The 26,087-nt window shown below is 65.8% G+C and carries 22 protein-coding genes; all 22 read left to right on the top strand.

The features are described from left to right. Positions 1-6: 6 nt before the first annotated feature. Positions 7-2,031: a flagellar hook-associated protein FlgK gene (gene flgK, locus RTK35_RS18120; RefSeq protein WP_316908651.1), complete on the top strand. Its 2,025-nt coding sequence runs from the start codon at positions 7-9 to the stop codon at positions 2,029-2,031. A 12-nt stretch (positions 2,032-2,043) separates the two neighbouring features. After that, positions 2,044-3,348, top strand: a complete 1,305-nt coding sequence (gene flgL / locus RTK35_RS18125) for a flagellar hook-associated protein FlgL (protein WP_182852258.1) — start codon at positions 2,044-2,046, stop codon at positions 3,346-3,348. A 184-nt stretch (positions 3,349-3,532) separates the two neighbouring features. Next, positions 3,533-4,528: a UDP-N-acetylglucosamine 4,6-dehydratase (inverting) gene (pseB, locus tag RTK35_RS18130; protein ID WP_316908652.1), complete on the top strand. Its 996-nt coding sequence runs from the start codon at positions 3,533-3,535 to the stop codon at positions 4,526-4,528. Positions 4,529-4,530: 2 nt separating this feature from the next. Beyond that, positions 4,531-5,688, top strand: coding sequence for a UDP-4-amino-4,6-dideoxy-N-acetyl-beta-L-altrosamine transaminase (pseC, locus tag RTK35_RS18135; RefSeq protein WP_316908653.1), 1,158 nt, complete (start codon positions 4,531-4,533; stop codon positions 5,686-5,688). Between the two features lie 13 nt (positions 5,689-5,701). Next, positions 5,702-6,322 (top strand): pseudaminic acid biosynthesis-associated methylase, encoded by a 621-nt coding sequence (locus RTK35_RS18140; protein WP_316908654.1) that lies wholly within the window; start codon positions 5,702-5,704, stop codon positions 6,320-6,322. Beyond that, positions 6,319-7,023: a pseudaminic acid cytidylyltransferase gene (gene pseF, locus RTK35_RS18145; protein WP_301151795.1), complete on the top strand. Its 705-nt coding sequence runs from the start codon at positions 6,319-6,321 to the stop codon at positions 7,021-7,023. The genes RTK35_RS18140 and pseF overlap by 4 nt, the downstream gene beginning before the upstream one ends. Beyond that, on the top strand, positions 7,024-8,523 hold the full coding sequence (gene pseG, locus RTK35_RS18150; protein WP_316908655.1) for a UDP-2,4-diacetamido-2,4,6-trideoxy-beta-L-altropyranose hydrolase: 1,500 nt from the start codon (positions 7,024-7,026) through the stop codon (positions 8,521-8,523). It abuts the gene before it with no gap. Further along, complete coding sequence (pseI, locus tag RTK35_RS18155; RefSeq protein WP_044408199.1) at positions 8,520-9,584, top strand: pseudaminic acid synthase; 1,065 nt, start codon at positions 8,520-8,522, stop codon at positions 9,582-9,584. The genes pseG and pseI overlap by 4 nt, the downstream gene beginning before the upstream one ends. Next, on the top strand, positions 9,581-10,192 hold the full coding sequence (hisH, locus tag RTK35_RS18160; RefSeq protein WP_316908656.1) for an imidazole glycerol phosphate synthase subunit HisH: 612 nt from the start codon (positions 9,581-9,583) through the stop codon (positions 10,190-10,192). The genes pseI and hisH overlap by 4 nt, the downstream gene beginning before the upstream one ends. Then, a complete protein-coding gene (hisF, locus tag RTK35_RS18165; protein ID WP_107328838.1) occupies positions 10,189-10,995 on the top strand; it encodes an imidazole glycerol phosphate synthase subunit HisF in 807 nt (268 codons plus the stop codon). Before hisH ends, hisF begins: the two co-directional genes overlap by 4 nt. Positions 10,996-11,005: 10 nt before the next feature. After that, positions 11,006-12,199 carry an N-acetyl sugar amidotransferase gene (locus tag RTK35_RS18170; protein ID WP_316908657.1) on the top strand — a complete coding sequence of 398 codons (1,194 nt, stop codon included), beginning with the start codon at positions 11,006-11,008 and terminating at the stop codon, positions 12,197-12,199. A gap of 11 nt (positions 12,200-12,210) precedes the next feature. Further along, positions 12,211-13,224, top strand: a complete 1,014-nt coding sequence (locus RTK35_RS18175; RefSeq protein WP_052807619.1) for a class I SAM-dependent methyltransferase — start codon at positions 12,211-12,213, stop codon at positions 13,222-13,224. Then, a complete protein-coding gene (locus RTK35_RS18180; RefSeq protein WP_316908658.1) occupies positions 13,217-13,987 on the top strand; it encodes a phytanoyl-CoA dioxygenase family protein in 771 nt (256 codons plus the stop codon). Before RTK35_RS18175 ends, RTK35_RS18180 begins: the two co-directional genes overlap by 8 nt. 82 nt (positions 13,988-14,069) lie before the next feature. Then, on the top strand, positions 14,070-14,624 hold the full coding sequence (locus RTK35_RS18185) for a hypothetical protein (RefSeq protein ID WP_316908659.1): 555 nt from the start codon (positions 14,070-14,072) through the stop codon (positions 14,622-14,624). 5 nt (positions 14,625-14,629) lie between these two features. Then, on the top strand, positions 14,630-18,559 hold the full coding sequence (locus tag RTK35_RS18190; RefSeq protein ID WP_316908660.1) for a glycosyltransferase: 3,930 nt from the start codon (positions 14,630-14,632) through the stop codon (positions 18,557-18,559). 245 nt (positions 18,560-18,804) lie between these two features. After that, complete coding sequence (locus tag RTK35_RS18195; RefSeq protein WP_074968141.1) at positions 18,805-20,268, top strand: flagellin; 1,464 nt, start codon at positions 18,805-18,807, stop codon at positions 20,266-20,268. Between the two features lie 80 nt (positions 20,269-20,348). After that, on the top strand, positions 20,349-20,735 hold the full coding sequence (locus RTK35_RS18200; protein WP_182852265.1) for a flagellar protein FlaG: 387 nt from the start codon (positions 20,349-20,351) through the stop codon (positions 20,733-20,735). A 79-nt stretch (positions 20,736-20,814) separates the two neighbouring features. Beyond that, complete coding sequence (gene fliD / locus RTK35_RS18205; protein WP_107328831.1) at positions 20,815-22,266, top strand: flagellar filament capping protein FliD; 1,452 nt, start codon at positions 20,815-20,817, stop codon at positions 22,264-22,266. Between the two features lie 121 nt (positions 22,267-22,387). Continuing rightward, positions 22,388-22,771 (top strand): flagellar export chaperone FliS, encoded by a 384-nt coding sequence (fliS, locus tag RTK35_RS18210; RefSeq protein WP_074968136.1) that lies wholly within the window; start codon positions 22,388-22,390, stop codon positions 22,769-22,771. 10 nt (positions 22,772-22,781) lie between these two features. Next, on the top strand, positions 22,782-23,081 hold the full coding sequence (locus tag RTK35_RS18215) for a hypothetical protein (protein ID WP_044408167.1): 300 nt from the start codon (positions 22,782-22,784) through the stop codon (positions 23,079-23,081). Positions 23,082-23,290: 209 nt separating this feature from the next. After that, entirely contained in the window at positions 23,291-24,763 is a 1,473-nt protein-coding gene (locus RTK35_RS18220) for a sigma-54 dependent transcriptional regulator (RefSeq protein WP_044408164.1), read from the top strand. A 110-nt stretch (positions 24,764-24,873) separates the two neighbouring features. Then, entirely contained in the window at positions 24,874-26,085 is a 1,212-nt protein-coding gene (locus RTK35_RS18225) for a sensor histidine kinase (protein ID WP_142007965.1), read from the top strand. The last annotated feature ends 2 nt before the right edge of the window (positions 26,086-26,087 follow it).

Here is a 26,087-nt window from a genome sequence, read left to right on the forward strand (position 1 = left end):
TGAGCAATGGCTGACCTTCTCTACATCGGCCTGTCCGGCCTGCGCAGCACGCAGACCTCGCTGACCACGACCGGGCACAACATCAGCAACGTCAACACGCCCGGCTTTTCACGCCAGCAGACGGTGCAGCAGACCAACCTCCCGCAGTTCACCGGCGGCGGCTACATCGGTTCCGGCAGCCAGGTGACGGATGTGCGCCGCCTGGCCAGCGAGTTCCTCACCTCGCAGCTGCGCACCGCCACCAGCCAGAACAGCGAGCTGCAGGCCTTCAAGAGCCAGATCGAACAGCTCGACTCGCTGCTGTCCAGCACCACCACCGGCATCAGCCCGGCGCTGAAGAGCTTCTTCACCTCGCTGCAGACCGCCTCCCAGGACCCGGCGTCCCTGGCCGGGCGCGAGGCCGTGCTGTCCCAGGCCAAGAGCCTCTCGGACACCTTCAACACGCTCTACAGCCAGTTCGACAAACAGAACGAACAGATCAACAGCCAGCTCGGTGCGCTGACCACCCAGATCAACTCCCTGGCCGCCAACGTCGCCTCCTACAACGACGCCATCGCCAAGGCGCGTGCCAACGGCGCCGAGCCCAACGACCTGCTGGACGCTCGCGAAGAGGCGATCCGGCAGATCTCCGAGATGGTCGGCGTGAAGACCCTTGAGCAGAAGGACGGCACCCTCAGCCTGTTCATCGGCACCGGCCAGCCGCTGGTGGTGGGCAACTCCGCCTCCACCCTGAAAGCCTCGCCGGGCGTCAACGATCCGTCGCGCTACCAGATCGAGCTCATCACCGGCGGCGTCTCGCAGATCGTCACCGACCAGGTGACCGGCGGCGAGATGGGCGGGCTGATTGCCTACCGTGATACCGCGCTGGACCAGTCCTACAACGCCCTGGGCCAGCTCGCCATCACCATCAGCGACACGGTCAACAAGCAACTGGGCCAGGGCCTGGACCTGGTTGGTCGGGCCGGCAGCCCGCTCTTCGCCAATATCAACTCGGCCCAGGCGGCATCCCTGCGTGTACTGGCGGCCACCACCAACACCGGTACGGCCAGTGGTGTCCTCAACATCACCAACACCAGCCAGATGACCGCCAGCGATTACCGGCTGGACTTCGACGGCACCAACTTCACCGCGCTGCGCCTGTCCGACAGCGCCAGCATGACCGTCACGGTCACCGGCACCGGCCCCTACACCCTGAGCTTCGCCGACGCCTCGGGCGTCAACCAGGGTTTCCAGGTGCAGTTGAACGCACTGCCGGCCGCCGGTGACCGTTTCACCCTGCAGCCGACCCGTCGCGGCGCTGCCGACTTCGGCGCGACGCTGCAGTCCGCCGACCAGTTGGCGTTCGCCGGTTCGGCCCGCGCCGAAGCCACCACCAACAACCGGGGTACCGGCGCCATCGGGCAGCCGGCGCTGGTCAACGGTCCGTCGCCCATCGACCTCACCGACCTGCAGGACTTGTTCGGCACCACCGGTCGCAAGCTGACGTTCGATTCGACCACCAACACCCTGACCGGCACCTTGCCGCCCGGCGCGACCCTGAGCTACGTCTCGCCGTCCACCACGGCGCTGACCCCCGGGCAGAACAACACCCTGCGGCTGAACTACACCGACCCGTCCACCAACAACAGCTACACCTACGAGTTCACCGTCTCGGGCATTCCCCAGGGCGGCGACAGCTTCACCCTGGCCTTCAACACCAAGGGCACCGCAGACAACCGCAACGGCCTCGCCCTGGTCGGGCTGCAGACCAAGCAGACGGTCAACATCGGTGCCACCAGCGCCACCTACAACGACTCCTACAGCGCCCTGGTGGAGAAGGTCGGTGCGCTCACGTCCCAGGTGCGGGTCAACGCGGCCTCTTCCGAGGCGGTACAGAAGCAGGCCCAGGACAGCCGTGACTCCCTGTCGGGCGTGAGCCTGGACGAAGAGGCCGCTAGCCTCATCCGGTTCCAGCAGTACTACAATGCCAATGCCCAGGTCATTCAAGTTGCGCGGGCGCTGTTCGATACCCTGATCGGCGCCTTCAACTGAGGCTGATGCGATATGAGAATCTCCACCATCCAGGCCTTCAACAACCAGGTTGCCGGCCTGCAGCGAAACTACTCCAACGTCACCCGCACCCAGGAACAGATCAGCACCGGCAAGCGCATCCTCACGCCGGCTGACGACCCGGTGGCGTCCGTGCGCCTCCTGCAGCTCAGCCAGGAGGAGTCGCTGAACGGCCAGTACAAGTCGAACATCACCGCCGCCAAGAACAGCCTCAATGCCGAAGAGGCCGTCCTGACCTCGGTGGGTAACGTGCTGCAGCGCATCCGCGAGATTGCTGTGCAGGCGGGCGACGGTGGCCAGGACTCCACTGACAAGGCAGCTCTGGGCACCGAGCTGCAACAGCGCGAGGACGAGTTGCTCAGCCTGCTCAACAGCCGTGACTCCAGCGGCAAGTACCTGTTCGGTGGCTCCCAGGCCGACACCGCGCCGTTCGTCCGCAATGCCGACGGCACCTACAGCTACCTGGGTGACGAGGGGCGGCGCGAAGTGCAGGTGGCCAGCAGCACCTTCCTCGCCCTGGGCGACAACGGCAAGGCGCTGTTCGAGGACGTGTTCAACGCCAACCGCGTGACCACCTCCCAGGGGACTGTCGGTACCGGCAGTACCGCGCGCATCGCCCAGGGCCTGGTGGTGGACAAGGTCGATTACGACACCATCTTCCCCGCCAGCAACCCGCCAGCGGCCACCGATGCCATCGGCATCCATTTCCTCGATTCCCAGAACTACGTGGTCTACAACCCGGCCACCCTGCCGCCGGCTTACGACTGGACCACCTACAACCCCGCCACGCCGCCGACTGGGCAGTTGGCTACCGGGGCGTTCGATACCAACAGCGCCACCCCTAACTTCGTCACCTACGGCGGCGTCAAGGTGCAGATCGACGGCAAGCCCGCCACTGGCGACGACTTCAGCATCAACCGCAACCCATCCCAGGAGAAGCGTGGGCTGCTGAACGTGGTCTCCGACCTGCGCAAGGCCCTTCAATCCTCCTCTGATGGCCCGGTTGGGAACCTGCAGATTCGTGATTCGGTGGCGGTGGCACTGTCCAACCTCGAAGCGGTGAATACCAAGGTACTTGCCGTGCAGGGCTCCATCGGTGCGCGCCTGAACACCCTGGAGACCACCGAAGGGTTCGTCGACGACGTCAGTCTGGTGAACAAGGCCGTGCAATCCGAGCTGGAGGACCTGGACTATGCCGAGGCCATCTCGCGCCTCACCATGCAGTCCACCATCCTGCAGGCGGCCCAGCAGAGCTTCGTCAAGATCAACGGCCTGAGCCTGTTCAACTTCCTCAACTGACCGACCTTTTGTGCACTGCTGGCGGCGCCCTGTCCCTGGGACACGGCGCCGCCTTGCATTCCGGTGGGTTGGCACCATGCTTGCTTCGTGACCTGAAAACCGAATAGAACGCCATAATTCCGTCAGCACGACAGGCGCAGGGCCGTCGGCGAAGCCGGTGGCGGCAGGGCAGGGGAGAACACGCATGTTCGATGGCAAGTCCGTATTCGTATCCGGAGGCACCGGCTCGTTCGGTCGCTCCTTCATCCGCAGCCTGCTCCAGCGCTACCAGCCCAAGCGCGTGGTGGTGTTCTCGCGGGATGAACTCAAGCAGTACGAGATGCAGCAGGAGTTCAATGCCCCCTGCATGCGCTACTTCCTGGGCGACGTGCGCGACGCCGACCGCGTTCAGCAGGCCCTGCGCGGCATCGACCTGGTGGTCCACGCCGCAGCCCTCAAGCAGGTACCGGCGGCTGAATACAACCCCACCGAATGCATCCGCACCAACGTCGGCGGCGCCGAGAACATCATCAATGGCGCCATCGCCAATGGCGTGCAGAAGGTGGTGGCACTCTCCACCGACAAGGCCTCCAGCCCCATCAACCTCTACGGCGCCACCAAGCTGCTGAGCGACAAGCTGTTCGTTGCCGCCAACAACATCACCGGCGATCACCAGACCCGTTTTGCCGTCGTCCGCTACGGCAACGTGGTCGGCTCGCGGGGCTCGGTGCTGCCGTTCTTCCGCAAGCTGCTGGCCGACGGCGCCCGAGAGCTGCCGATCACCGATGCGCGCATGACCCGCTTCTGGATCACCCTCGACCAGGGCGTCGACTTCGTCATGCGCAGCTTCGAGCGCATGCAGGGTGGCGAGCTGTTCGTGCCGAAGATCCCCTCCGCACGCATCACCGACCTGGCCGAGGCCCTGGCACCGGGCCTGCCCCATCGCCTGGTGGGCATCCGCCCCGGTGAGAAGCTGCACGAGATGATGATTTCCCGCGATGACAGCTCCCACACCTGGGAATTCGACAGCCACTTCGTCATCGCCCCCTCCATCAACTTCAACATGCAGTACGACTACGCCTGTGACGGCCTGGGAGGGATCGGGCGGGCCGTGGAGGAGGGCTTCGAGTACGTCTCCGACAGCAATCCCCACTACCTCAGCGTCGCCGAACTGCGCGAGCTGGCCGAGGTCTGGTCCTGAGCATGATTCCCTACGGACGCCAGAGCATTTCCCAGGCGGACATCGACGCTGTCGTCGAGACCCTCAACTCCGACTGGCTGACCCAGGGGCCGGCCATCGAGCGTTTCGAGGGCGCCTTCGCCGCCCGCTGCGAGGCCGCCCACGGCATCGCCGTCAGCAGCGCCACGGCAGCCTTGCACATCGCCTGCCTGGCCCTCGACCTGGGCCCGGGGGACTGGCTCTGGACCAGCCCCAACACCTTCGTCGCCAGCTCCAACTGCGCGCTCTACTGCGGCGCAAGCGTGGACTTCGTCGACATCGACCCGCGCACCCTCAACCTCGACGTGGACCTGCTGGAGGTTCGCCTCGCCCAGGCTGAGCAGTGCGGCCGGTTGCCCAAGGTGCTGGTGCCGGTGGCCTTCGCCGGTCAGAGCTGCGACATGGCGCGCATCGCCGCGCTGGCACGGCGTTATGGCTTCCGTGTGATCGAGGACGCCTCCCACGCCGTCGGCGCCGCCTACCTTGGGCGCCCGGTGGGCTGCGGCGTCCATGCCGACATCAGTGTGTTCAGCTTCCACCCGGTGAAGATCATCACCACCGGCGAGGGCGGCATGCTCACCACCCAGAACCCGCACCTGGCGGAGCGCCTGCGCCGCCTGCGCAGCCACGGCATCACCCGCGACCCCGCCGCCATGACCGAAGCCAGCCACGGCCCCTGGTACTACCAGCAGTTGGAACTGGGCTTCAACTACCGCATGACCGACCTGCAGGCCGCCCTCGGCTTCTCCCAGCTGCAGCGCCTGGAGGCCTTCGTCACCCGTCGCCGGGCACTGGCCGCGCGCTACGACGAGCTGCTCGCCGACCTGCCGCTGCGCCTGCCGGGGCGCCAGGAGGGGGCCGACTCGGCCTGGCACCTCTATCCGGTGCGCCTGCGTCTGGACGCCATCCGCCGCAGCCACCGCGAAGTGTTCGAGGGGCTGCGGGCCGCCGGTATCGGCGTCAACCTGCATTACATCCCGGTGCACCTGCAGCCTCATTACCAGCGGCTGGGCTTCGCCCCGGGCGACTTCCCCGAGGCCGAGCGCTACTACGCCGAGGCCCTGAGCCTGCCGCTCTTCCACGGCATGACCGATGACCAGCAGGAGCGGGTGGTGCAGGCACTGACCGCCCTCCTGCGCTGACAGGAGACGCGCCATGCGCGAACTGACCGAGCAGGAACGTTTCTGGCAGGGCGAGTTCGGTGACGACTACGTCGACCGCAACGACGGCGAGCGCCACGTGGCCAGCGCCACCGCCTTCTTCGCCCAGGCCCTGCGCCGTGCCGGGCGGCTCGACAGCCTGCTGGAGCTGGGTACCAACCGCGGGCTCAACCTCCAGGCGCTGCACCGGCTGCTGCCGGACGCGGCCCTGCATGGCGTCGAGCTGAATGCCAAGGCCCATGAGATGGCCCAGGGCCTGGGCATCGCCGAGGTGTGGCACGGCTCGCTGTTCGATTACCCGGTGCACGAGCCGGTGGACCTAGCCTTTACCCGTGGCGTGCTCATCCACCTGCCGCCCGAGCTGTTGCCCAAGGCCTACGCCAAGCTGTACGAGGCCAGCCGGCGCTACGTGCTCGTCGCCGAGTATTACAACCCCTCACCGGTGGAGGTGAGCTACCGGGGGCACACGGGCAAGCTGTTCAAGCGCGACTTCGCCGGCGAGCTGCTCGACCGCTACGAGGACCTGCGCCTGGTGGACTACGGCTTCGTCTACCGCCGTGACCCGAGCTTCCCCACCGACGACATCACCTGGTTCCTGCTGGAGAAGCGCCCATGAGCCGCGTCGCCATCATCCCTGCCCGAGGCGGCAGCAAGCGCATCCCGCGCAAGAACATCAAGCTCTTCCAGGGCCAGCCGATGATCGCCTACCCGATCCGCGCGGCCCTGCTGTCCGGGCTGTTCGACCGGGTGATCGTCAGCACCGACGACGAGGAGATCGCCAGCGTGGCCCGCGAACTGGGTGCCGAGGTGCCCTTCATGCGCCCGGCGGCCCTGGCCGACGACCATGCCGGCACGGTCGCGGTCATCCAGCACGCCGTTGCCGAGCTGGCGGCCGCCGGCCAACAGCCGGAGCTGGTCTGCTGCTTGTACGCCACCGCGCCCTTCGTCCAGGCCGACAGCCTGCAGGCCGGGCTGGATCTGCTGCTGCAACACCCCGATGCGCACTACGCCTTCACCGTCACCGATTTCGCTTCGCCGGTGCAGCGCGCCCTGCGCCTCACCGCCGGGGGCGGCGTGGAGTCGCTCTACCCGCAGTTCCGCGAAACCCGCTCCCAGGACCTGGAGCCGGCCTACCACGATGCCGGCCAGTTCTACTGGGGGCGTACCGAGGCCTGGACCCGTGGCGAGCCGATCCACGCCGCGCATTCGCGGCCGTTGGTGCTGCCGCGCTTCCTGGTGCAGGACATCGACACCCCCGACGATTGGCACCGGGCCGAGCTGATGTACACCGCGCTGCTGCTGGAAGGGGACATCTGAATGCGGGTGCTGGTGCGGGCGGATGCATCCCTGCGCATCGGCTCCGGCCATGTGATGCGCTGCCTGACCCTGGCCGAGGCGCTGCGCCAGGCCGGCTGCGACGTGCAGTTCGCCTGCCGGCCAGGTCCGGGTGACGGGCTGGCGCTGATCGCCGCCCGGGGGTTCCCGGTGCACCGCCTGGAAGGCGTCGAGGATGAGCGCGCCTGTGTGGAGTCCCCCTTGCCCTGGGCAGAGGACCTGGCGGCCTTGTGGCAGGCGCTGCCCGCCGGCACGACCTTCGACTGGTGCGTGGTGGACCACTACGGCCTCGGCGCCGAGTGGGAGCGGGGCGTTCGCCTGCGTGCCCGCTGGGTCATGGCCATCGACGACCTGCTGCGCCGCCCCCATGAGGTCGACCTGCTGCTGGACCAGAACGCCACCGCACGCCAACGCCTGGACGACGACTCGCTGGCGACTGTCCGGCAACCGCTGCTCGGGCCTCACTTCGCGCTCCTGCGCGAGGCTTTCCAGGGCGCGCCGATCGCTGTTGCCGAGCGGGTCGAGCGGGTACTGGTGAGCTTCGGTGGCGTGGACATCGGCGGCGAGACCCTGAAGGCCCTGGCCGCGCTGGAAACCTTTCCCGGCGTGGCGGTCGACGTGGTCGCCGGCGCCGCCAATCCGGCGTGGAGCGAACTGGAGCAGCGGGTAAGCCAGCACCCCCGCTGGACCCTGCATCGCCACGTGGACGACTTTGCCGGGCTGATGCGCCAGGCCGACCTGTGCATCGGTGCCGGCGGCGGCACCACCTGGGAGCGCGCTGCGCTGGGATTGCCGACGCTCTGCGTCTCCCTCGCGCCCAACCAGCGCCCCAATGCCGAGCGGCTGGCCGAGGCGGGCCTGCACCTCTACCTGGGAGAGGCTGCCGACCTGGCGGTCGATGATTACCGTGCGGCGCTGCGGATTCTGCTCGGCAACCCGGGCCTGCGCCGCAGCCTGGCGGCGCGGGGGCGGGAGACTGTGGACGGGCGTGGCGTCCGGCGCGTGGTCGCGGCCCTGCTGGCCCGTGACCTGCGCATGCGCGCGGCAACCCTGGACGACGCCCGGCTGCTGTTCGAAGGGCGCAATGCCGAGCCCGTGCGACGGGCGTCGCTCAACACCGAGCCGGTGGAGTGGTCGTCCCACGTGCGCTGGCTGGAGCGTGTGCTCGCCAGCCCGGACCAGCACCTGCTGTGGCTGGCCGAGGCGGCGGACGGCCCGGTTGGCGTGCTGCGCTACGACCGCATCGAGGCGGCGCGGGTCGAGGTTTCGCTCTATCTGCTGCCCGGCCGCGATTCGGCCGGCTGGGGCCTGTACATGCTGCAGGCCGGTGAGGCGGCCCTGGCCCTTCACTGGCCGGAGGTGAGCGGGGTGGAGGCACGGGTACGCCCTGACAACCTCGCCTCGCTGTTACTCTTCGAGCGCGCCGGTTTCACCCAGCGTCACTGTGTGTTTCAACGAACCCTGCAGGGAGAGAGCCGATGAGCACCTTTCGGATCGGCGCCAGAGCCATCGGGCGCGATGCCGCGCCCTTCGTCATCGCCGAGATGAGCGGCAACCACAACCAGTCCCTGGAGCGTGCCCTGGCGCTGGTGGATGCCGCCGCCGATGCCGGCGCCCACGCGCTGAAGCTGCAGACCTACACCCCGGACACCATGACCCTCGACCTGGACGAGGGCGAGTTCCACATCGGCGACCCCGACAGCCTGTGGAGCGGCACCTCGCTCTATCGTCTGTACGGTGAGGCCTACACCCCCTGGGAATGGCACGAGCCGATCTTCCGCCGCGCCCGCGAGCGCGGGCTGGAGGCCTTCTCCACGCCGTTCGACGCCACATCGGTGGACTTCCTCGAATCCCTCGGCGTGCCCGCCTACAAGATCGCCAGTTTCGAGAACGTCGACCTGCCGCTGATCCGTCGCGTGGCCGCCACCGGCAAGCCGCTGATCATCTCCACCGGCATGGCCAGCGTCGGCGAGATCCAGGACTGCGTCGACGCGGCACGCGGCGCCGGTTGCCGTGACCTGGTGCTGCTCAAATGCACCAGCACCTACCCGGCCAGCCCGGCCAACACCCACCTGCGCAGCATTCCCCACATGCGCGAGCTGTTCGGCTGCGAAGTGGGGCTGAGCGACCACACCCTCGGCGTCGGCGCCTCGGTGGCGGCCGTCGCCCTGGGCGCCAGCGTGATCGAAAAGCACTTCACCCTGTCCCGTGCCGAGGGCGGGGTGGATTCCGCCTTCTCCCTGGAACCGGCCGAGCTGGCGGCCCTGGTGAGCGAAACCGAGCGGGCCTGGCAGGCCCTCGGGCAGGTCCATTACGGGCCCACGCCGGCTGAGCGCAAGTCCCTGGTGTTTCGTCGTTCCCTCTACGTGGTGCGTGACATCGCCGCCGGCGAGCCCTTCACGGCCGACAACGTGCGCGCCATCCGTCCGGGCCTCGGCCTGCCGCCCAAGCACCTGGACGAGGTGCTGCGCTGCGTTGCCAGCGAGCCGCTCAAGCGCGGCCAGGCGCTGGCCTGGCGGCACCTGTCGGGAGGCGGTCGATGAGCCGGGTGTGCATCCTCGACTACGGCTCCGGCAACGTCCGTTCGGTGGCGAACCTGTTCGCCACCCTGGGGGAAACCCGGGTTTCCAACGATCCCCAGGTGATCGCCGATGCCACCCACCTGGTGTTGCCCGGGGTGGGGGCCTACGGCGCGGCAATGGCGCGAATCGCCCAGCAATTGCCGCTGGACGGCGTGCGCCGTGCGGTCTTCGAACATGGCAAGCCTTTCCTCGGCATCTGCGTGGGCATGCAGGTGCTCAGCGACGAGGGTCATGAATTCGGCCAGCATGCCGGGCTCGGCTGGATACCCGGTCGCGTGCTGGCGCTGGACAGTGCCGGCCTGCCGCTGCCCCACGTGGGCTGGAACGACATCCGGGGGGAGCGGCCCCACCCCCTGTTGCAGGGGTTGGAAGCCACGCCGGACTTCTATTTCGTGCACAGCTACGCCTTCGCCACGGCCTCGACCGATGACGTCATCGCCACCGTCGAGTACGGCAGCCGCTTCCCGGCGGTGGTCGGGCGGGAGAACGTGCTGGGCGTGCAGTTTCACCCCGAGAAGAGCCAGCGGGCCGGCGCCCAGCTGCTGAAGAACTTCCTGGAGCTGGCATGAAGAAGAAACGCATCATCCCGGTCCTGCTGCTGAAGAACGGCCAGCTGGTGCAGAGCAAGCGCTTTTCCCGCCACCAGGTGCTGGGCAATCCCTCCGCCGCTGTCCGCCGGCTCAGCGACTGGGCCGCCGACGAGCTGGTCTACCTGGACATCAGCCGCGACGACCACTACGACCTGGGCCGTGACGACCTGGGCAGCCGCAACCTGCAGGACATCGACGCCATCGTTGCCGAAGTCGCCCGGGCGTCCTTCATGCCGATCACCCTGGGCGGGCGCATCCGCTCGCTGGACGATATCGCCCGGCGCCTGGCCACGGGGGCGGACAAGGTCACGCTGAACACTGCTGCCCTGGACGACCCAAACCTGATCGAGGCGGCCAGCCGCGAATACGGCTCGCAGTGCATCGTGCTCTCGGTGGATGTCCTGCAGCAGGGTGACGACTACCGCGTGTTCGCCGAAGGCGGGCGTCGCGACACCGGCCGCCGTGTCGAGGACTGGGTGCGCGAGGCCCAGGAGCGGGGCGCCGGCGAGGTGATGGTGAATGCCATCGACCGGGACGGCGCGCGCCAGGGCTACGACCTGGCTCTGCTGGACCGGGTCTGCGCCAGCGTGCACATCCCGGTGATCGCCCTCGGGGGCGTGGGGGAGTGGGCGCACATGGCCCAGGCCCTGGAGCAGACCGGCGTCGACGCGGTGGCGGCGGCCAACATCTTTCATTACACCGACCAGAGCGTCTACCTGGCGCGCAAGTACCTGTTCGAGCAGGGGCTGAACGTTCGCAGCCCCCAGCTACTCAGTCTCTAGGAGCCTCTTCATGGAATATTGCAGCCGCTGCGTGTACCCCCGGGCCAGCGTCAACCTGATGCTGGACGAGCACGGTGTCTGCTCGGCCTGCCAGGTCGCCGAGCAGTTCGCCCAGCTGCCGCCCACCTTCTGGGACGAGCGCCGCAAGCGCTTCGAGCGGGTGCTGGAGGAGACCGGTGCCGGCAAGCGCAACGACAACTACGACTGCATCATCCCGGTCAGCGGTGGCAAGGACAGCTACTACCAGGCCCACGTGATCGCCGCCCAGTACGGCCTCAAGCCGCTGCTGGTGACCTACCACGGCAACAACTACCTGCCCGAGGGGGACTACAACCGCGACCGCATGCGCCATGTGTTCGATGCCGACCACATGGTCTTCGGCCCCAGCGTGGAGGTGCTCAAGCGGCTCAACCGCCTGTGCTTCCGCAAGATGGGCGACATGAACTGGCACGCCCACTGCGGGATCATGACCTACCCGATCCAGGTGGCGGTGAAGTTCGACATTCCGCTGATCATCTGGGGCGAGACCGCCTGGGACATCTCCGGGATGTTCGACCCGGACGATTACGTGGAATTCAGCGCGCGCGTCCGCCACGAGCACGCCCTGCGCGGCTTCGAGTGGAGCGACATGCTGGACGACCCCGAGGAGCCGCTGCGCGAGAAGGATCTGCTGTGGGCGCGCTATCCCAGCGATGCCGACATCCTCAAGACGGGAGTGCGGGGCATCTACATCGGCAACTTCTTCCCCTGGGACCCGAACCAGCACACCCGCCTGGTGCAGGAACGCTACGGTTGGAAGATGGCCGACAAGCCCTTCGAGCGCACCTACCGGCAGATGTCCAACCTGGACGACCGCTACGAGAACGGCGTGCACGACCTGCTCAAGTTCATCAAGTTCGGCTACGGCCGCGCCTCCGACCATGCCTCCAAGGACATCCGCGCCGGCTACCTGACCCGGGAGGAGGGCATCGAGATCGTCCGCCGCATGGACTCTGTGGTGTCCAGCGACCTGCAGCACTGGCTGGACTACGTGGGCATGACCGAGCAGGCCTTCTGGGAGACGGCCGACACCTTCCGCTCGCCGCGTGTCTGGTGGATCAAGGATGGCCAGTGGTGGAAGGACAACATCTGGGGTGAGCCGAGCGCCTACGGGCCGGTGCACCTGCCCGAGGCGCAGCAGCAGAAATACCGGCGTGCCGGTTGAGGAGTGCGACGGTGAAAGAAGACGACATCCGCCCTTCGCGCCTGCAGGCCGGTCAGCGTGTGGCCCTGCTGCATGACATCGCCTTCCTGCTGGCCCGCAATGAAGAGTTCGTCCAGTGCGCGTGCCCGGCCTGCGGCAGCGAGCGCGCCCGGCCACGCTTCGAGAAGAACGGCTTCCGCTACGTGGACTGCCTGGACTGCACCAGCTTCTACGTCAATCCCCGGCCCGGCGAGCGCCTGCTGGCGGACTTCTACCGCCAGAGCGAGAACTACGCCTACTGGGCTCGGCACATCTATCCGGCCTCGGCCGAGGCGCGCCACCAGTCGGTGATCGTGCCGCGGGTGGAGCGGGTGCTGGAGCTGTGCCAGCGCATCGGCCTGCCCTGTGGCGACCTGCTGGAGGTGGGGGCGGGCTATGGCTCCTTCTGCCGCGAGATGCAGCAGCGCGGGCTCTGGCAGCGCATCGTCGGCATCGAGCCGACGCCGGACCTGGCGGCGATCTGCCGCGAGCAGGGTTTCGAGGTGGTGGAGCAACCGGTGGAGGTCTATGCCGCCGCGACCGCCCAGCGCTTCGACCTGATCGCAGCCTTCGAGGTGATCGAGCACCTGTTCGACCCCGGCCAGGTGGTGGCCAGCCTGTCGGCGCTGCTGCGTCCGGGGGGCGCGCTGATCCTCACGTGTCCGAACGGTGCCGGGTTCGATGTCCAGCAACTGGGGCCGGAGAGCCCCTGCGTGGACCATGAGCACCTGAACTACTTCAACACCCGCTCGCTGCCGCTGCTGCTGCAGCGCCACGGGCTGGAGACCCTGGCCTGCTTCACCCCCGGCAAGCTCGATGCCGAGCTGGTGCGCAAGGGCGTCCAGGCGCAAGGCCGCGAGGCGGAGCTGGACCCCTTCCTGCAGGACGTGCTGTTCAACCGCTGGGACGAGCTGGGCCCGGCCTTCCAGCGCTTCCTGGCGGAGTCGGGGATGTCGTCCCACATGTGGGTGATGGCCCGCAAGCCGGAGGAGGGCGCCCGTGTCTGAGTACGAAGCCTTCGCCAAGGCGCTGCGCCAGAGCTACCAGGACAACGGCTTCGCCCTGGTCAAGCAGTTGCTCGCCCCCGAGACCACCCGCCATCTGCGCGAGGAACTGGTGAAGGCCTTCGCCAGCGAGACCCGCTACCCCGGCGACATCTACGACAACCCCAGCCTGGGCAGCATTCGCATCGACGTGTTCAACCGCTACCCGGCGGTGTGGAAAGCCATCTTCGACTCCGAGTTCCTGACGGTGCTGCAGATGCTGCTGGGCGAGGATTTTGTGCTGCTGCCCGAGTCCGCCCTGCATCACCGCGGCTATGGCACCTGGCACAAGGACACCGATTCGCAGCAGAAGGCCGGGCATCGTTTCCACTGGGAGCCGGACTGCGACATCGTGCAGATCGCGTTCTACCTCCAGGCCAATACGCCGGAATACGGTGGTGGGCTGGAGGTGATCCCCGGCTCCCACCGCGTGGACATGCGCTGGTACGAGGAGAGCCAGAGGGGCTATCGCGTCCCCGGCGAGGCCGGCGACCTGGTGATCTTCAACACCCGCCTGGACCACAAGGCCTGCTGGCCCACCGGGCCGGTGCCGGTGGAGCAGGAGAAGTACGCGGTGTTCTTCATGGCCTCGCGCAACAACGCCCATGCCCGCCAGTACATCGACTTCATCCGCGGGCGCAGCGGTTACCTGTTCATGGATGGATTCAGCTTCCCCGAGCCCGTGCAGCGGCTGGCCCAACCGCGTGGCATCCAGTTGCTGGTGTGAATCTTGCTCCACGGGCTGCAACGTCAATTTTCCGTACAAGGCCCGCCCGGATGGTCGGGCCTGCGATAAGGCAGGTAGCGCTATGGTCGGACTCGTTCTTCCTTCTTCGATGCAGGGCCGGCCGGCCTGGCGGCAGCTGCTGCCGGCGGGCTTCAACGGCTTCGACCCCGAGCAACCCTGCGGCTACTGGCCATCGCTTTGGCGACGTTGGCTGGGCTATCGCGACAGCGACCCGGCGTTCGCGGCCTTCCTGGCCTTCCTGGAGTCGCTGCCCGGCCAGCCGGAGCTGAGCCGCGAAGCCCTCGCCGAACAGTTGGCCGCGCACCTGGCACGTCCGCGCAATCGCTTCTTTCTCTTCGTGGTCTGGTTCTTCCGTGAAGGCGCGCAGCCCACACCGCTGGCCAGCCTGCCGGACCTGTCGGCCCTGCTGGGCGAGCAGCACTGGGCGACCTTCCGCCGCTGGCATCGCAAGTACCACACCGACTTCGTGGCCCTGCAGTGCCTGCAGGCCTGGGAGCGTCAGCCGGAAGTGAAGGCCGCTTACCAGTACCGGGGCGTGGACCTCCACGGCGCCCTGGACTACCAGGCCTTCCCGCGCATGCTCGATTCGCTGTTCAACGCTTTCTCGGCCGAGTGATCCCCATGTCCCAACCTGTACGTGCCCTCATCACCCAGCTCTGGCCGAAGAACATTCCACTGCTGGAACGCTACCTGAGCGAGAACGAGCCGCGGACGCTGATCACCTTCCAGGGCTGCCTGACTCCGGAGCTGGAGGCCATGGTCCAGCGCCATGGCGGCGAGCTGGTGGTGATCGACCCCCTGCTGGACCAGGCAATGCCCTCGGCCCAGGCGGAATTCGACCAGCGCCAGGCGCTGGCCTTCAGCGACACCGTGCGCCAGGACCTGCGCCCCGACCTGGAGGCCGCCGGCCTGGAGTGGGACGGCTGGGAGGCCACCCTGAAGGATGTGGCCGCGCGAACCCTGCCGGTGTCCTTTGCCCTGGTGGATGCGCTGGACCGGATGGCGGCGACCTACGAGGTGGAACTGGTCGCCGTCAACGAGGACTGGATGTTCGGTTCCAAGACCCTGGTGGCGTGGGCCAAGGCGCGAGGCATCCCCTCCCTGCACATCGAGCACAACCCGACGCTCTGCTACCCCTATACCGTGCATGACCAGCAGAACTCCGACCTGATGGTGGTGTGGAGCGAGGACAGCCGCCGCCTCTACGGCGACGCCGGCTTCGATCCGGAGCGTCTGCATGTGCTGGGTCTGCCGCAGTTCGACTCGCTGTTCGAAGCCCGCGAAGAACGGGCCAGTGCCCGCGCGGCCTTGTGCCAGGAACTGGGGCTGGATGCCGCGCGGCCCATTGTGGTGCTGGGCACTACGCTGCTGGCCGAGCACAGCCTGCCGCCGGAGCTGGCCATCGACGAGCAGGTGCTGCGGGCCTACCTGGAGGCTGTGCGGGCCCTGGGCGGTGAAGCCCAGGTGATCATCAAGGGCCGGCGTCCGCAGGGGCGCTTCGGGCCTGAGCAGGTCCAGTTGCTGGCGGCCCAGTACGGTCTGGGTGCCAATGACTACCGCTACGCCGACGGCGCACCGTTGCCCTTCCTGCTCAGCGCCGATGTGCTGGTGGCCGTGGATTCGGGCCTGCAGGTGGAGGCCATGCTGGTCGGTACACCAGCCCTCAACCTGATGACCGAGACCGGTTTCTTCTACGGGCCCGGCCTGGTGCCGGCTCAGGGCGTCGACACCGTGGGGGCGGACGAACTGGCCGACGCCATCCGCCGGCTGCTGACGGATGACGTTCACCGCGAAACGATGCGCGCGCGCGCGAAGGCCTGTGTGGAGGCTCTGCCGCGCAACTCGACGGCGGCCATTGCTGCGTTCATGGGCCGCATGGCGCTGTCTGAACCCCGTCGCCTGCTGGCCAGCGACCAGCTGCAGGACTGGCTGGATTCCGGTACGCCGAAAGGGCCGGCGCTGGCGCGCATCCTCGACAGCCTGGCGGCCCAGCAGCCGCGGCCGCCCCGCTTGGCAGTGGTGGTGCTGGATCGCCACGGCGATGCCGATGGGGTCTCCGCCACGCTGGACAGCCTGGCAGCCAATCTCTATCCCCATGTCGTCCCGGTGCTGCTGAGCACGGCTGGGCTGTCGGCTCCGGCCGGCGTCATGGGCCTGTGCGTGGCCGAGGGCGAGCAATTGCAGGCGATCAACGCCTGGGCCGCCGAAGCCGATGTGGACTGGTTGCAGGTGGTGGAGGCGGGCGTGACGTTCACGGCGGGCGGCCTGCTGGCGATGGTGCGACGCCTGGAGCGGCTGGAAGGGTGCCGGGCGGTGTATGGCGACGAATTCCAGCGTGCGCCTTCCGGTGCCCGCGGGGCGTGCTTCAAGCCAGACTTCAACCTCGACCTGCTGCTCAGCTTCCCCCTGAGCCTGGCGCCGCGCTGGTTCTTCCGGCGGGAAGTGTTCCTGGCCGAGGGCGGGTTCGACCCGATCTTCGTCGAGGCGCCCGAGCTGGAGTTGCTGTTGCGCCTGGTGGAAGGCGATGGCCTGCAAGGGCTGGAGCATGTCGACGAGGTGCTGCTGAGCGCTCCCGTTCCGGTGTTGCAGGCCAACCCCTACGAGCAGGTGGCCATCGAACGGCACCTGGAGAAGCGCGGCTTCCAGGCGCGGGTCGAGAGCCCGATGCCGAGGCGCTACCACATCCACTATGGGCACCCGCAGCAGCCGCGGATCTCCATCGTGGTGGCGGTACGCGATCACCTTCCCTTGCTGCAGCGCTGTGTGGAAACCCTGCTGGAGCACACCCGCTACCCGAATTACGAGTTGCTGCTGGTGGATTGCGAAAGCCAGGATGCGGCGACCCTCAGTTGGCTGGAGGGGGTCGAGGGCTTGCAGAGCGAGCAGGTGAAGGTGTGGCGGTTTGCCGGCCCCTTCAATTTCTCGGCCATGGTCAATGCGGTGGCGATGACGGTGGAGAGCGAGTACCTGCTGCTGCTGGGCCACGACGTGGAAATCGTCCAGCCCGAATGGCTGGATGAGCTGATCAACCAGGCCCAGCGCCCGGAAGTGGGGGTGGTAGGGGCAAAGGTGCTGGATGCGATGAACAGCGTCGAGCAGGCCGGCATCGTGCTGGGGCTCCATGACGTCGCGGGGCGTGCCTTTGTGGGTGAACCTTTCGAGGCTCCGGGCTACCTCAATCGCCTGCAGGTGACGCAGAACTACAGCGCCGTTGGCAGTGCCTGCCTGATGGTGCGTCGCGAAGCCTATGTGGCCGTTGGCGGGATGGACGAGGCGAAGCTGTCGGCCTTCTATGGCGACGTCGACCTGTGCCTGCGCATCCGCGCTTCGGGTCTGCTCAACGTGTGGACGCCCCACAGCGTGGTTCGGCGCGATGGCATCGACCTGCCGATTCTTGCCATTGAAGGCGCGCTGCCAAGGCAGGCAGCACTGAAGGCCGAGCGCGAGGAGATGCTGCAGCGTTGGCTACCGGTGCTGGCGAACGATCCGTCCTATAACCGCAACCTGTCGCTGGCCGGGTCGGGCTTCAGCTTCGAGTACGGCGAGCGCCGCGTGAGCGATCCGCTGCTGCCGCAGGTGCTGTGCTACCCGGCGGACATCACCGGCTGCGGACATTACCGTGTACGCCAGCCGCTCGCGGCACTGAAGGCGGCCGGTTGGGCGGAGGGCATGGCCAGTGGGGTGCACCTGTCCCCGGTGGAACTGGAACGCTTCCAGGCCACCAGCATCGTCTTCCAGCGGCAGATCATGGAGCCGCAGATCGAGGGTATGCGCGAGGTGAAGGCGTTGTCTTCGGTATTCAAGGTCTACGAGCTGGACGACTACCTGCCCAACCTGCCGCTGAAGAGCGTGCACCGCGACACCATGCCGAAGGACATCCTGCGCTCGCTCAGGCAAGCGGTGGCGCTGACTGATCGCTTCGTGGTGTCCACCGAGCCGCTGGCCGAGGCCTTGCGCGACCTGCACGGGGACATCCGGGTGGTGCCCAACTTCCTCCCCGAACACTGGTGGGGCAACCTGCGCAGCCAACGCCGTCGAGGCCGCAAGCCGCGTGTCGGCTGGGCCGGGGGGAGCAGCCACCTGGGTGACCTGGAGCTGATCACCGACTTGGTCAAGGCGCTGAAGGACGAGGTGGAGTGGGTCTTCTTCGGCATGTGCCCGGAGCGTATCCGGCCCTATATCCACGAATTCCACGGCGGCGTGCCCATCGAGCAGTACCCGGCGCTGCTGGCGAGCCTGGACCTGGACCTGGCGTTGGCGCCGCTGGAGCCGAACCTGTTCAACGAGTGCAAGAGCAACCTGCGGCTGCTGGAGTACGGTGCCTGCGGCTTCCCGGTGATCTGCACCGACGCCGTCTGCTACCGCGGCGACCTGCCGGTGACCCGGGTTAAGAACCGCTTCAAGGACTGGCTGGATGCAGTGCGCATGCACCTGGCCGATCTGGACGCCACTGCCCGGCAGGGTGACGCGTTGCGCCAGCAGGTGCTCGGCGAGTGGATGTTGAGGGGGGAGAACCTGCAGCGCTGGCGTTCCGCCTGGCTGCCGGACTGACCACTGGGTACCCGACGAACGGCATGGCGAAATCCTAAAGCTTCGTCATACCCGCCGATAACCCTGGTACGGACACAGTTCGTGCTTGTTGAGCAAGCCCCGGGAGAAAAAATTTCGAATCTCCCCTAAAGGTCCTCCGACAAGCGCCGATAAACAGTTCGAATGCGAATTCTAGGGGCACCTGAGCAGCAGGTCCTGAAGGTCGCAGGCTCAGGCAAATACTAGGTACTTCGGGAGACGCCACCATGGCACTTACAGTCAACACAAACATCGCTTCGCTCAACACTCAGCGTAACCTGAACGCATCGTCCAACTCGCTGAACACCTCGCTGCAACGTCTCTCCACCGGTGCCCGCATCAACAGCGCCAAGGACGATGCCGCCGGCCTGCAGATCTCGAACCGTCTGACCAACCAGATCAGCGGCCTGAACCAGGCGACTCGTAACGCCAACGACGGTATCTCCCTGGCGCAAACCGCTGAAGGTGCCCTGCAGCAGTCCACCGCGATCCTCCAGCGTATCCGCGACCTGTCCATCCAGGCCGCCACTGGCTCCAACAGCGCCGACGACCGTGCCGCCCTGCAGAAAGAAGTGACCGCCCAGCAGGCCGAACTGTCCCGTATCGCCGAAACCACTACCTTCGGTGGTCGCAAGCTGCTGGATGGCTCCTTCGGTACCACCAGCTTCCAGGTGGGCTCCAAAGCCTACGAGACCATCGACGTGACCCTGCGCGATGCTTCCTCCAGCAAGCTGGGCTCCTACCAGGTCGGCGGTGGTGCCTCCACCAACTCGGCCGGTGCTTCCGCTGCAGCCACCACCAAGACCGGTACCCTGATCACCGGTAGCGGCGGCGCCTTCAGCTCCGGCACTGTGACCGTGGTTGGCAACGGCCAGACCAAAGACATCGACATCACTGCAACTGACAGCGCGAAGAGCATCGCCCAGAAGTTCGACGGCTCCATCTCTGGTCTGTCCGCCACTGCCCGTACCGTGGTTCAGGCCGACGTGAACTTCACCTCCGGTGCCGCTACCTTTAACATCACCGTGGGCAGCAACACCGTGCAGATGGTGGGTGTGACCTCCAACGAGGACCTGACCAACCAGATCAACTCCAACGCCGGTAAGTTGGGCCTGACTGCCAACTACGACAAGCAGAGCGACAAGATCACCATCACCTCGTCTACTGGTGAAACGATTGAGTTCGGCACTGCGACCGGTTCTTCGGCGGGCACGATTGATGTGGCTGTCCAAGGTAACGATGGAACCTTCGGGGCAGCGGCAGATGTCAAGGCTGCCGGCGGTAAGGCCTTCGGTTACGTGCAGCTGGACTCCCCGACTTCCTTCGCGGTAACCGGCTCTACCACCGAGGTGTTCTCGCAGAGTTCCTCGACTCTGAACACGGTGGCCAACGTGGACATCTCCACCGCCGATGGTGCCCAGCGCGCGATTGCGGTAATCGATAGCGCCCTGGCGGCGATCGACTCCCAGCGTGCCGACCTCGGTGCTGTGCAGAACCGCTTCGACAACACCATCTCCAACCTGCAGAACATCTCCGAGAACGCATCTGCCGCTCGGAGCCGGATCAAGGACACTGACTTCGCGGCCGAAACCGCTACGCTGTCCAAGAACCAAGTTCTGCAACAGGCTGGTACGGCGATCCTGGCCCAGGCCAACCAGTTGCCGCAGTCGGTCCTCAGCCTGCTGAGGTAAGTGAGGCGGAGCGCCTAGTCACTGATGGGAGGAAGGGACTTACCCTTCCTCCCATTTGGCCATTGTGAGGTATGTAAAACATGGATATCTCAAGCATAACGTCGGTCAACGCCATCCCTCGGTTGGTGAAGGACACCAGCGGTACGACGCCTTCCCAAAATGGCGTCACCCCGAATACGACCACTGCGGTTCCGGTAGCCAGCGGCACGGCCGCCCAGGACGACAAGGATGCCCGTAAAGGCCAGGGCGCCGATCTGGAGTCGGCGGTGTCCGACATTCAGTCTTTCGTGCAGGCCGTCAAGCGCGGGTTGGAGTTCAGCGTGGATGACTCCACTGGCGATGTGGTGGTGAAGGTCATCGACACCGACTCGGGCAAGCTGATTCGCCAGATTCCGTCGGAGGAGCTTCTCAAGCTTGCTGAGCGGCTTGACGACATCCGCAGTCTGATGTTCGAAGCAAAGGCTTGAGTTGGCGCGATTCTTGTTTGCTGCTCTGCCAATCCTTCCAGGAAGGGGATTCGGGACGTTTTTTTGACGGAGGTGTGAAATGGCCACAACGATCGGCACAGTGGGTTCGGGACTGCTCGACATCGACGCGACGGTCAAGGCACTGGTGAACAACGCCAGGGCGCCGAAACAGAACCAGCTGGATTCGCTTGAGTCCAAGACCACCACCAAGCTCACTGCCCTGGGTAGCCTCAAGAGCGCCGTCAGCGATTTTCAGACTGCGATGGCCTTGCTCAACAGTCCGAGCAGCTTCTTGTCCCGTAGTGTCGTCTCTTCCAATACGGCTGCACTTAACGCTACCGCTACTGCAAGCGCTGTGGCAGGCACCTACAGCATCAACGTCACTCAGCTCGCTCAAGGCAGCAAGATCGCCTCGGCAGCTTTCGCCGATGGCGCAACGACCACATTCAACTCCGGAACGCTTGATATCAAGATCGGCGGTGAGGATGCCCTCAACATTTCCGTCGACAGCACCAACAACACGCTGACCGGCATCCGAGATGCGATCAACAAGCAGGGTGCCGCCAAGGGGCTCAGCGCGACTATCGTGACCGACAGCCAGGGTTCGCGCCTTGTCTTGAGCAGCAGCAAGATGGGTGATGGCAAGGACATCACCATGACCGGTACCAGTACCTCGGGCAGCGCCACTGACCTGGGCAAGCTGACCTTCCCTGGCGCAGCCCTCAACGCCTCCGACTTCGCCACGCCTGCCGAGTACAATGCTGCCGTTGCAGCCGCCGGAAAGACCCTCAACACCGCACAAAGCGCCAAGTTGACCGTTGATGGCCTGAATGTGGTCAGCGACTCCAACAGCGTGTCCACCGCGATTGAAGGGCTGACCCTGAATCTCACCGCCGCGACCGAGGTCGGCAAGCCGTTGACGCTCACGGTGTCACAGAACACCAGCGCAGTGAAAACCAACGTCCAGAACTTCGTTACGGCCTATAACAAGATGGTTTCCACCATCAACAGTCTGACCAAAGTGACTGCAGTAGAAGGCAGCAAGCCTGTTGTGGCGGCTCTTGCTGGTGACTCCACTGCTCGTGGTCTGCTGGCGAACTTGCGCACGGAGCTGGTCACCCAGAGTAGTGATGGCGGTACCGTCAAGGCGCTTGCAAGCCTGGGGATCGCGACCAAGACAGACGGCACCCTCGAGCTGGACAACACCAAGCTCGACAAAGCGATTGCGAAGGATGTGCAGGGTATTTCCGACTTCTTCACTGGTGACAACGGATTGGCCAATCGCTTGACCAATCGAGCCAAGCCGTTCACGGCTTCAGGTGGGGTGCTTGAACAGCGCAGTACGGTCTTGCGCGACACCATCAAGAGCGTTGACAAGCAGAAGGCTGCACTGGATGTGCGCATGACCGTGTTGCAAACCCGTCTCTACAAGCAGTTCACGACCCTAGACAGCTTGCTGAGCCAGATGCAGAGCACCAGCACGAACCTGACCGAGCAACTCAAGAAACTTCCCGGCACGTCCAGCAGCTGATCTTGAGTTTGACGCGCGAGCCTCCTGATCGCGAAAAAAGATGGATGGAGGCTTAAGCTCTGGTAGGACCGGCCGATAAGATGAACATCGACGAAACACCGGTTCACGAGGAGTTGCGCAAATGAACGCGATGATGGCCATGCAGCAGTATCAGCGGGTCAATGTCCAGGCCCAGGTTGCCGAAGCCAGCCCCCACCGCCTTATCCAGATGCTCATGGAAGGTGGTCTGGAGCGCATGGCACAGGCCCAGGGCGCGATGATGCGCGACCAGGCGCCGCTCAAGGGCGAACTGATCAGCAAGTCCATTGCCATCATCGGCGGGTTGCGAGAAGCGCTCGATCCCACCCAGGGTGGCGAGATCGCCATGAACCTCGACCGCCTCTACGAATACATGATCGCTCGCCTGATCGAGGCCAATAAGGTCAACGACCCTGCGCTCGTCAACGAAGTGGCAGGGCTGCTGCGCGAAGTGAAATCCGGCTGGGACGCCATCGCGCCCGTTTGAGGAAAGCACCATGAGCCAGACCATGCTCAAGCAGATCGAAGAGACCCGGGAGGCGCTCGTCTCCGCCTTCGAAAGCCAGGACTGGGAGGCCGTTGGGCGCCTGGACCTCCAGTGCCGTGAACAGGTGAATGTGGCGATGCTGGACTGCGGCGATATCGAAGAAGGGTTGCGAGCCCAGCTCGAGGCACTGATCGAGGTTTATCGCCAACTGACTGAATCCTGCGCGCGACAGCGTGACGAGGTAGCGGCTGAGCTCAGCCAGATCGTTCGTGCCAGCCAGGGCGCCAAGGTCTACCAGCTCTTCGGTTGAGTGGAATCCAGGCTGCACCGATGCCCCTCGGTGCAGCTTTCATGGCCTTTCGCGAGGTCATCGGGGCTTCTGAAAAATACACGCCATAAATTTGACTCAGTCGGTGTTTTTGACTTTACTACTGGCCAATTGCCGGCGGAACTCCTTGAGGTACGTCGGTTTTTCTTGCCGCGTTCCAGTGGCGCCCGCTTTCGAGTAAGAACAGACCGATGTGGCGTGAAACCAAGATTCTGCTGATCGATGACAACGCTGATCGGCGTCGAGACCTGACAGTCATTCTGAACTTCCTCGGTGAAGACCACCTGGCCTGCGGCAGCGCGGACTGGCGTGCCATGGCGGATGCCAGCAGCGCCAGCCGCGACGTGCTCTGCGTGCTGTTGGGTGAGGTCCAGTCCAAGGGCGGTGTGCTGGAGCTGCTCAAGCAGGTCGGCAACTGGGACGAATTCCTGCCGGTGTTGCTGATCGACCAGGTGGCTCCAGTCGAGTGGTCGGAAGACATCCGTCGTCGCGTGCTGGCATCCCTGGAGATGCCGCCCAGCTACAACAAGCTCCTCGACTCCCTGCACCGTGCCCAGGTCTACCGCGAGATGTACGACCAGGCCCGCGAGCGTGGTCGCCAGCGCGAACCGAACCTGTTCCGCAGCCTGGTGGGCACCAGCCGTGCGATCCAGCAGGTGCGGCAGATGATGCAGCAGGTGGCCGATACCGATGCCAGCGTGCTGATCCTCGGCGAGTCCGGCACCGGCAAGGAAGTGGTGGCGCGCAACCTTCACTACCATTCCAAGCGCCGCGAAGCGCCCTTCGTACCGGTCAACTGCGGCGCAATCCCCGCCGAGTTGCTCGAGAGCGAGCTCTTCGGCCATGAGAAGGGCGCCTTCACCGGCGCCATCACCAGCCGTGCCGGCCGCTTCGAGCTGGCCAACGGCGGTACGTTGTTCCTCGACGAGATCGGCGACATGCCGCTGCCCATGCAGGTCAAGCTGCTGCGCGTGCTGCAGGAGCGCACCTTCGAGCGGGTTGGCAGCAACAAGACCCAGAACGTCGACGTGCGCATCATCGCCGCGACCCACAAGAACCTCGAGCAGATGATCGAGATCGGCAGCTTCCGTGAAGACCTCTACTACCGCCTGAACGTCTTCCCCATCGAGATGGCCCCGCTGCGTGAGCGCGTGGAGGACATCCCGCTGCTGATGAACGAGCTCATCTCCCGCATGGAGCACGAAAAGCGCGGCTCCATCCGCTTCAATTCCGCCGCCATCATGTCGCTGTGCAACCACGACTGGCCGGGCAACGTCCGTGAGCTGGCCAACCTGGTGGAGCGCATGGCGATCATGCACCCCTACGGCGTCATCGGCGTCAGCGAACTGCCGAAGAAGTTCCGCCATGTGGACGACGAGGACGAGCAACTCGCCGCTAGCTTGCGCGAAGAGCTGGAGGAGCGTTCCGCCATCGGCGCCGGTCTGCCCGGCGTCAGTGCTCCGGCGATGCTGCCGCCCGAAGGCCTGGACCTGAAAGACTACCTGGGCAACCTCGAGCAGGAACTGATCCAGCAGGCGCTGGACGATGCGGCCGGTGTGGTGGCCCGTGCCGCCGAGCGCCTGCGTATCCGACGCACCACCTTGGTGGAGAAGATGCGCAAGTACGGTATGAGCCGCCGCGACGAAGATATGGCGGAAGATTGACGTCCTTTTGCTAACTAGCTGATTTAAATGGATTAATTTTTAGGCACGGGTATTGCTAAGTCTCTTGTGAAACGACCGTTGGATGACGGTTTGCCGAGCGAGAGACTGAAATGACCGCAAGAGCCAACCCCGCACAGCAAGACGACGAGAACACCCAGGTGAATGTCGAAGAGGCCGGCCGTGCCAGCCTCGAAAAGACCTTCGCCATGTTCAGCCAGATGTCGTCTCAGCTCAGTGAGTCGTACAACGTGCTCGAAGCGCGTGTCACCGAGCTCAAGGGGCAGTTGGCACTGGTCAGTGCCCAGCGCATGCAGGAGCTGGCGGAAAAGGAACGCCTGGCCCAGCGTCTGCAGAGCCTGTTGGACCTGCTGCCCGGTGGCGTCATCGTCCTCGACGGACAGGGCGTCGTCCGCGAGGCCAACCCGGTGGCCTGCAGCCTGCTCGGGCGCCCCCTGGTCGGCATGCTCTGGCGCGAGGTCATCGCGCGCAATTTCGCTCCCCGCAAGGACGACGGCCATGAGATATCCCTCAAGGATGGCCGTCGCGTCTCCATCGCCACCCGGTCCCTCGATGGTGAGCCAGGTCAGCTGGTACTGCTGGCCGACCTGACGGAAACCCGCCGCTTGCAGGATGAGCTGGCCCGCCATGAGCGCCTGTCCTCGCTGGGGCGCATGGTCGCCTCCCTGGCTCATCAGATCCGCACCCCGCTTTCCGCCGCCTTGCTCTATGCCAGCCACCTGGCCGAGCAGGTGCTGCCGACCGAGCAGCAGCAGCGCTTTGCCAGTCGCCTCAAGGAACGCCTCCATGAACTGGAGCACCAGGTGCGCGACATGCTGGTGTTTGCCCGGGGCGACCTGCCGCTGCCGGATCGCCTTGCGCCGGTGATGCTGTTCGCCGCGTTGCGCTCGGCCGCTGAGCCTCACCTCGCCGGCGCCCAGGTGCGTTGGCAGTGCGACATCAGTGGGGGAGAGGTGCTGTGCAACCGCGACACCCTCGTCGGTGCACTGTTGAACCTGATCGAAAACGCCACCCAGGCCGCCGGTCCTCGGCTGCGCCTGAAGGTGCACCTCTTTGCCCGTGGCAACGCCCTGCACCTGTCCGTCAGCGATAACGGTCCTGGCATCGAGCCCGCCACCCTGGCGCGCCTGGGCGAGCCTTTCTTCACCACCAAGACCACCGGAACCGGCCTCGGCCTGGCCGTGGTCAAGGCCGTGGCACGTGCCCACCAGGGCGAGCTGACGTTGCGCTCGCGCGTGGGACTGGGCACCTGCGCCACCCTGGTTCTGCCGCTGCTGGCGGCACAGCCGGCTAAACAGGAGTGATT

It is taken from the genome of Pseudomonas sp. zfem003 (assembly GCF_032621675.1).
Taxonomy (GTDB): Bacteria; Pseudomonadota; Gammaproteobacteria; order Pseudomonadales; family Pseudomonadaceae; genus Metapseudomonas; species Metapseudomonas otitidis.

Coding starts and splice junctions, on each gene's coding strand:
- flgK (WP_316908651.1), top strand. CDS start 7: ATGGCTGACCTTCTCTACATCGGCCTGTCCGGCCTGCGCAGCACGCAG.
- flgL (WP_182852258.1), top strand. CDS start 2,044: ATGAGAATCTCCACCATCCAGGCCTTCAACAACCAGGTTGCCGGCCTG.
- pseB (WP_316908652.1), top strand. CDS start 3,533: ATGTTCGATGGCAAGTCCGTATTCGTATCCGGAGGCACCGGCTCGTTC.
- pseC (WP_316908653.1), top strand. CDS start 4,531: ATGATTCCCTACGGACGCCAGAGCATTTCCCAGGCGGACATCGACGCT.
- RTK35_RS18140 (WP_316908654.1), top strand. CDS start 5,702: ATGCGCGAACTGACCGAGCAGGAACGTTTCTGGCAGGGCGAGTTCGGT.
- pseF (WP_301151795.1), top strand. CDS start 6,319: ATGAGCCGCGTCGCCATCATCCCTGCCCGAGGCGGCAGCAAGCGCATC.
- pseG (WP_316908655.1), top strand. CDS start 7,024: ATGCGGGTGCTGGTGCGGGCGGATGCATCCCTGCGCATCGGCTCCGGC.
- pseI (WP_044408199.1), top strand. CDS start 8,520: ATGAGCACCTTTCGGATCGGCGCCAGAGCCATCGGGCGCGATGCCGCG.
- hisH (WP_316908656.1), top strand. CDS start 9,581: ATGAGCCGGGTGTGCATCCTCGACTACGGCTCCGGCAACGTCCGTTCG.
- hisF (WP_107328838.1), top strand. CDS start 10,189: ATGAAGAAGAAACGCATCATCCCGGTCCTGCTGCTGAAGAACGGCCAG.
- RTK35_RS18170 (WP_316908657.1), top strand. CDS start 11,006: ATGGAATATTGCAGCCGCTGCGTGTACCCCCGGGCCAGCGTCAACCTG.
- RTK35_RS18185 (WP_316908659.1), top strand. CDS start 14,070: ATGGTCGGACTCGTTCTTCCTTCTTCGATGCAGGGCCGGCCGGCCTGG.
- RTK35_RS18190 (WP_316908660.1), top strand. CDS start 14,630: ATGTCCCAACCTGTACGTGCCCTCATCACCCAGCTCTGGCCGAAGAAC.
- RTK35_RS18195 (WP_074968141.1), top strand. CDS start 18,805: ATGGCACTTACAGTCAACACAAACATCGCTTCGCTCAACACTCAGCGT.
- RTK35_RS18200 (WP_182852265.1), top strand. CDS start 20,349: ATGGATATCTCAAGCATAACGTCGGTCAACGCCATCCCTCGGTTGGTG.
- fliD (WP_107328831.1), top strand. CDS start 20,815: ATGGCCACAACGATCGGCACAGTGGGTTCGGGACTGCTCGACATCGAC.
- fliS (WP_074968136.1), top strand. CDS start 22,388: ATGAACGCGATGATGGCCATGCAGCAGTATCAGCGGGTCAATGTCCAG.
- RTK35_RS18215 (WP_044408167.1), top strand. CDS start 22,782: ATGAGCCAGACCATGCTCAAGCAGATCGAAGAGACCCGGGAGGCGCTC.
- RTK35_RS18220 (WP_044408164.1), top strand. CDS start 23,291: ATGTGGCGTGAAACCAAGATTCTGCTGATCGATGACAACGCTGATCGG.
- RTK35_RS18225 (WP_142007965.1), top strand. CDS start 24,874: ATGACCGCAAGAGCCAACCCCGCACAGCAAGACGACGAGAACACCCAG.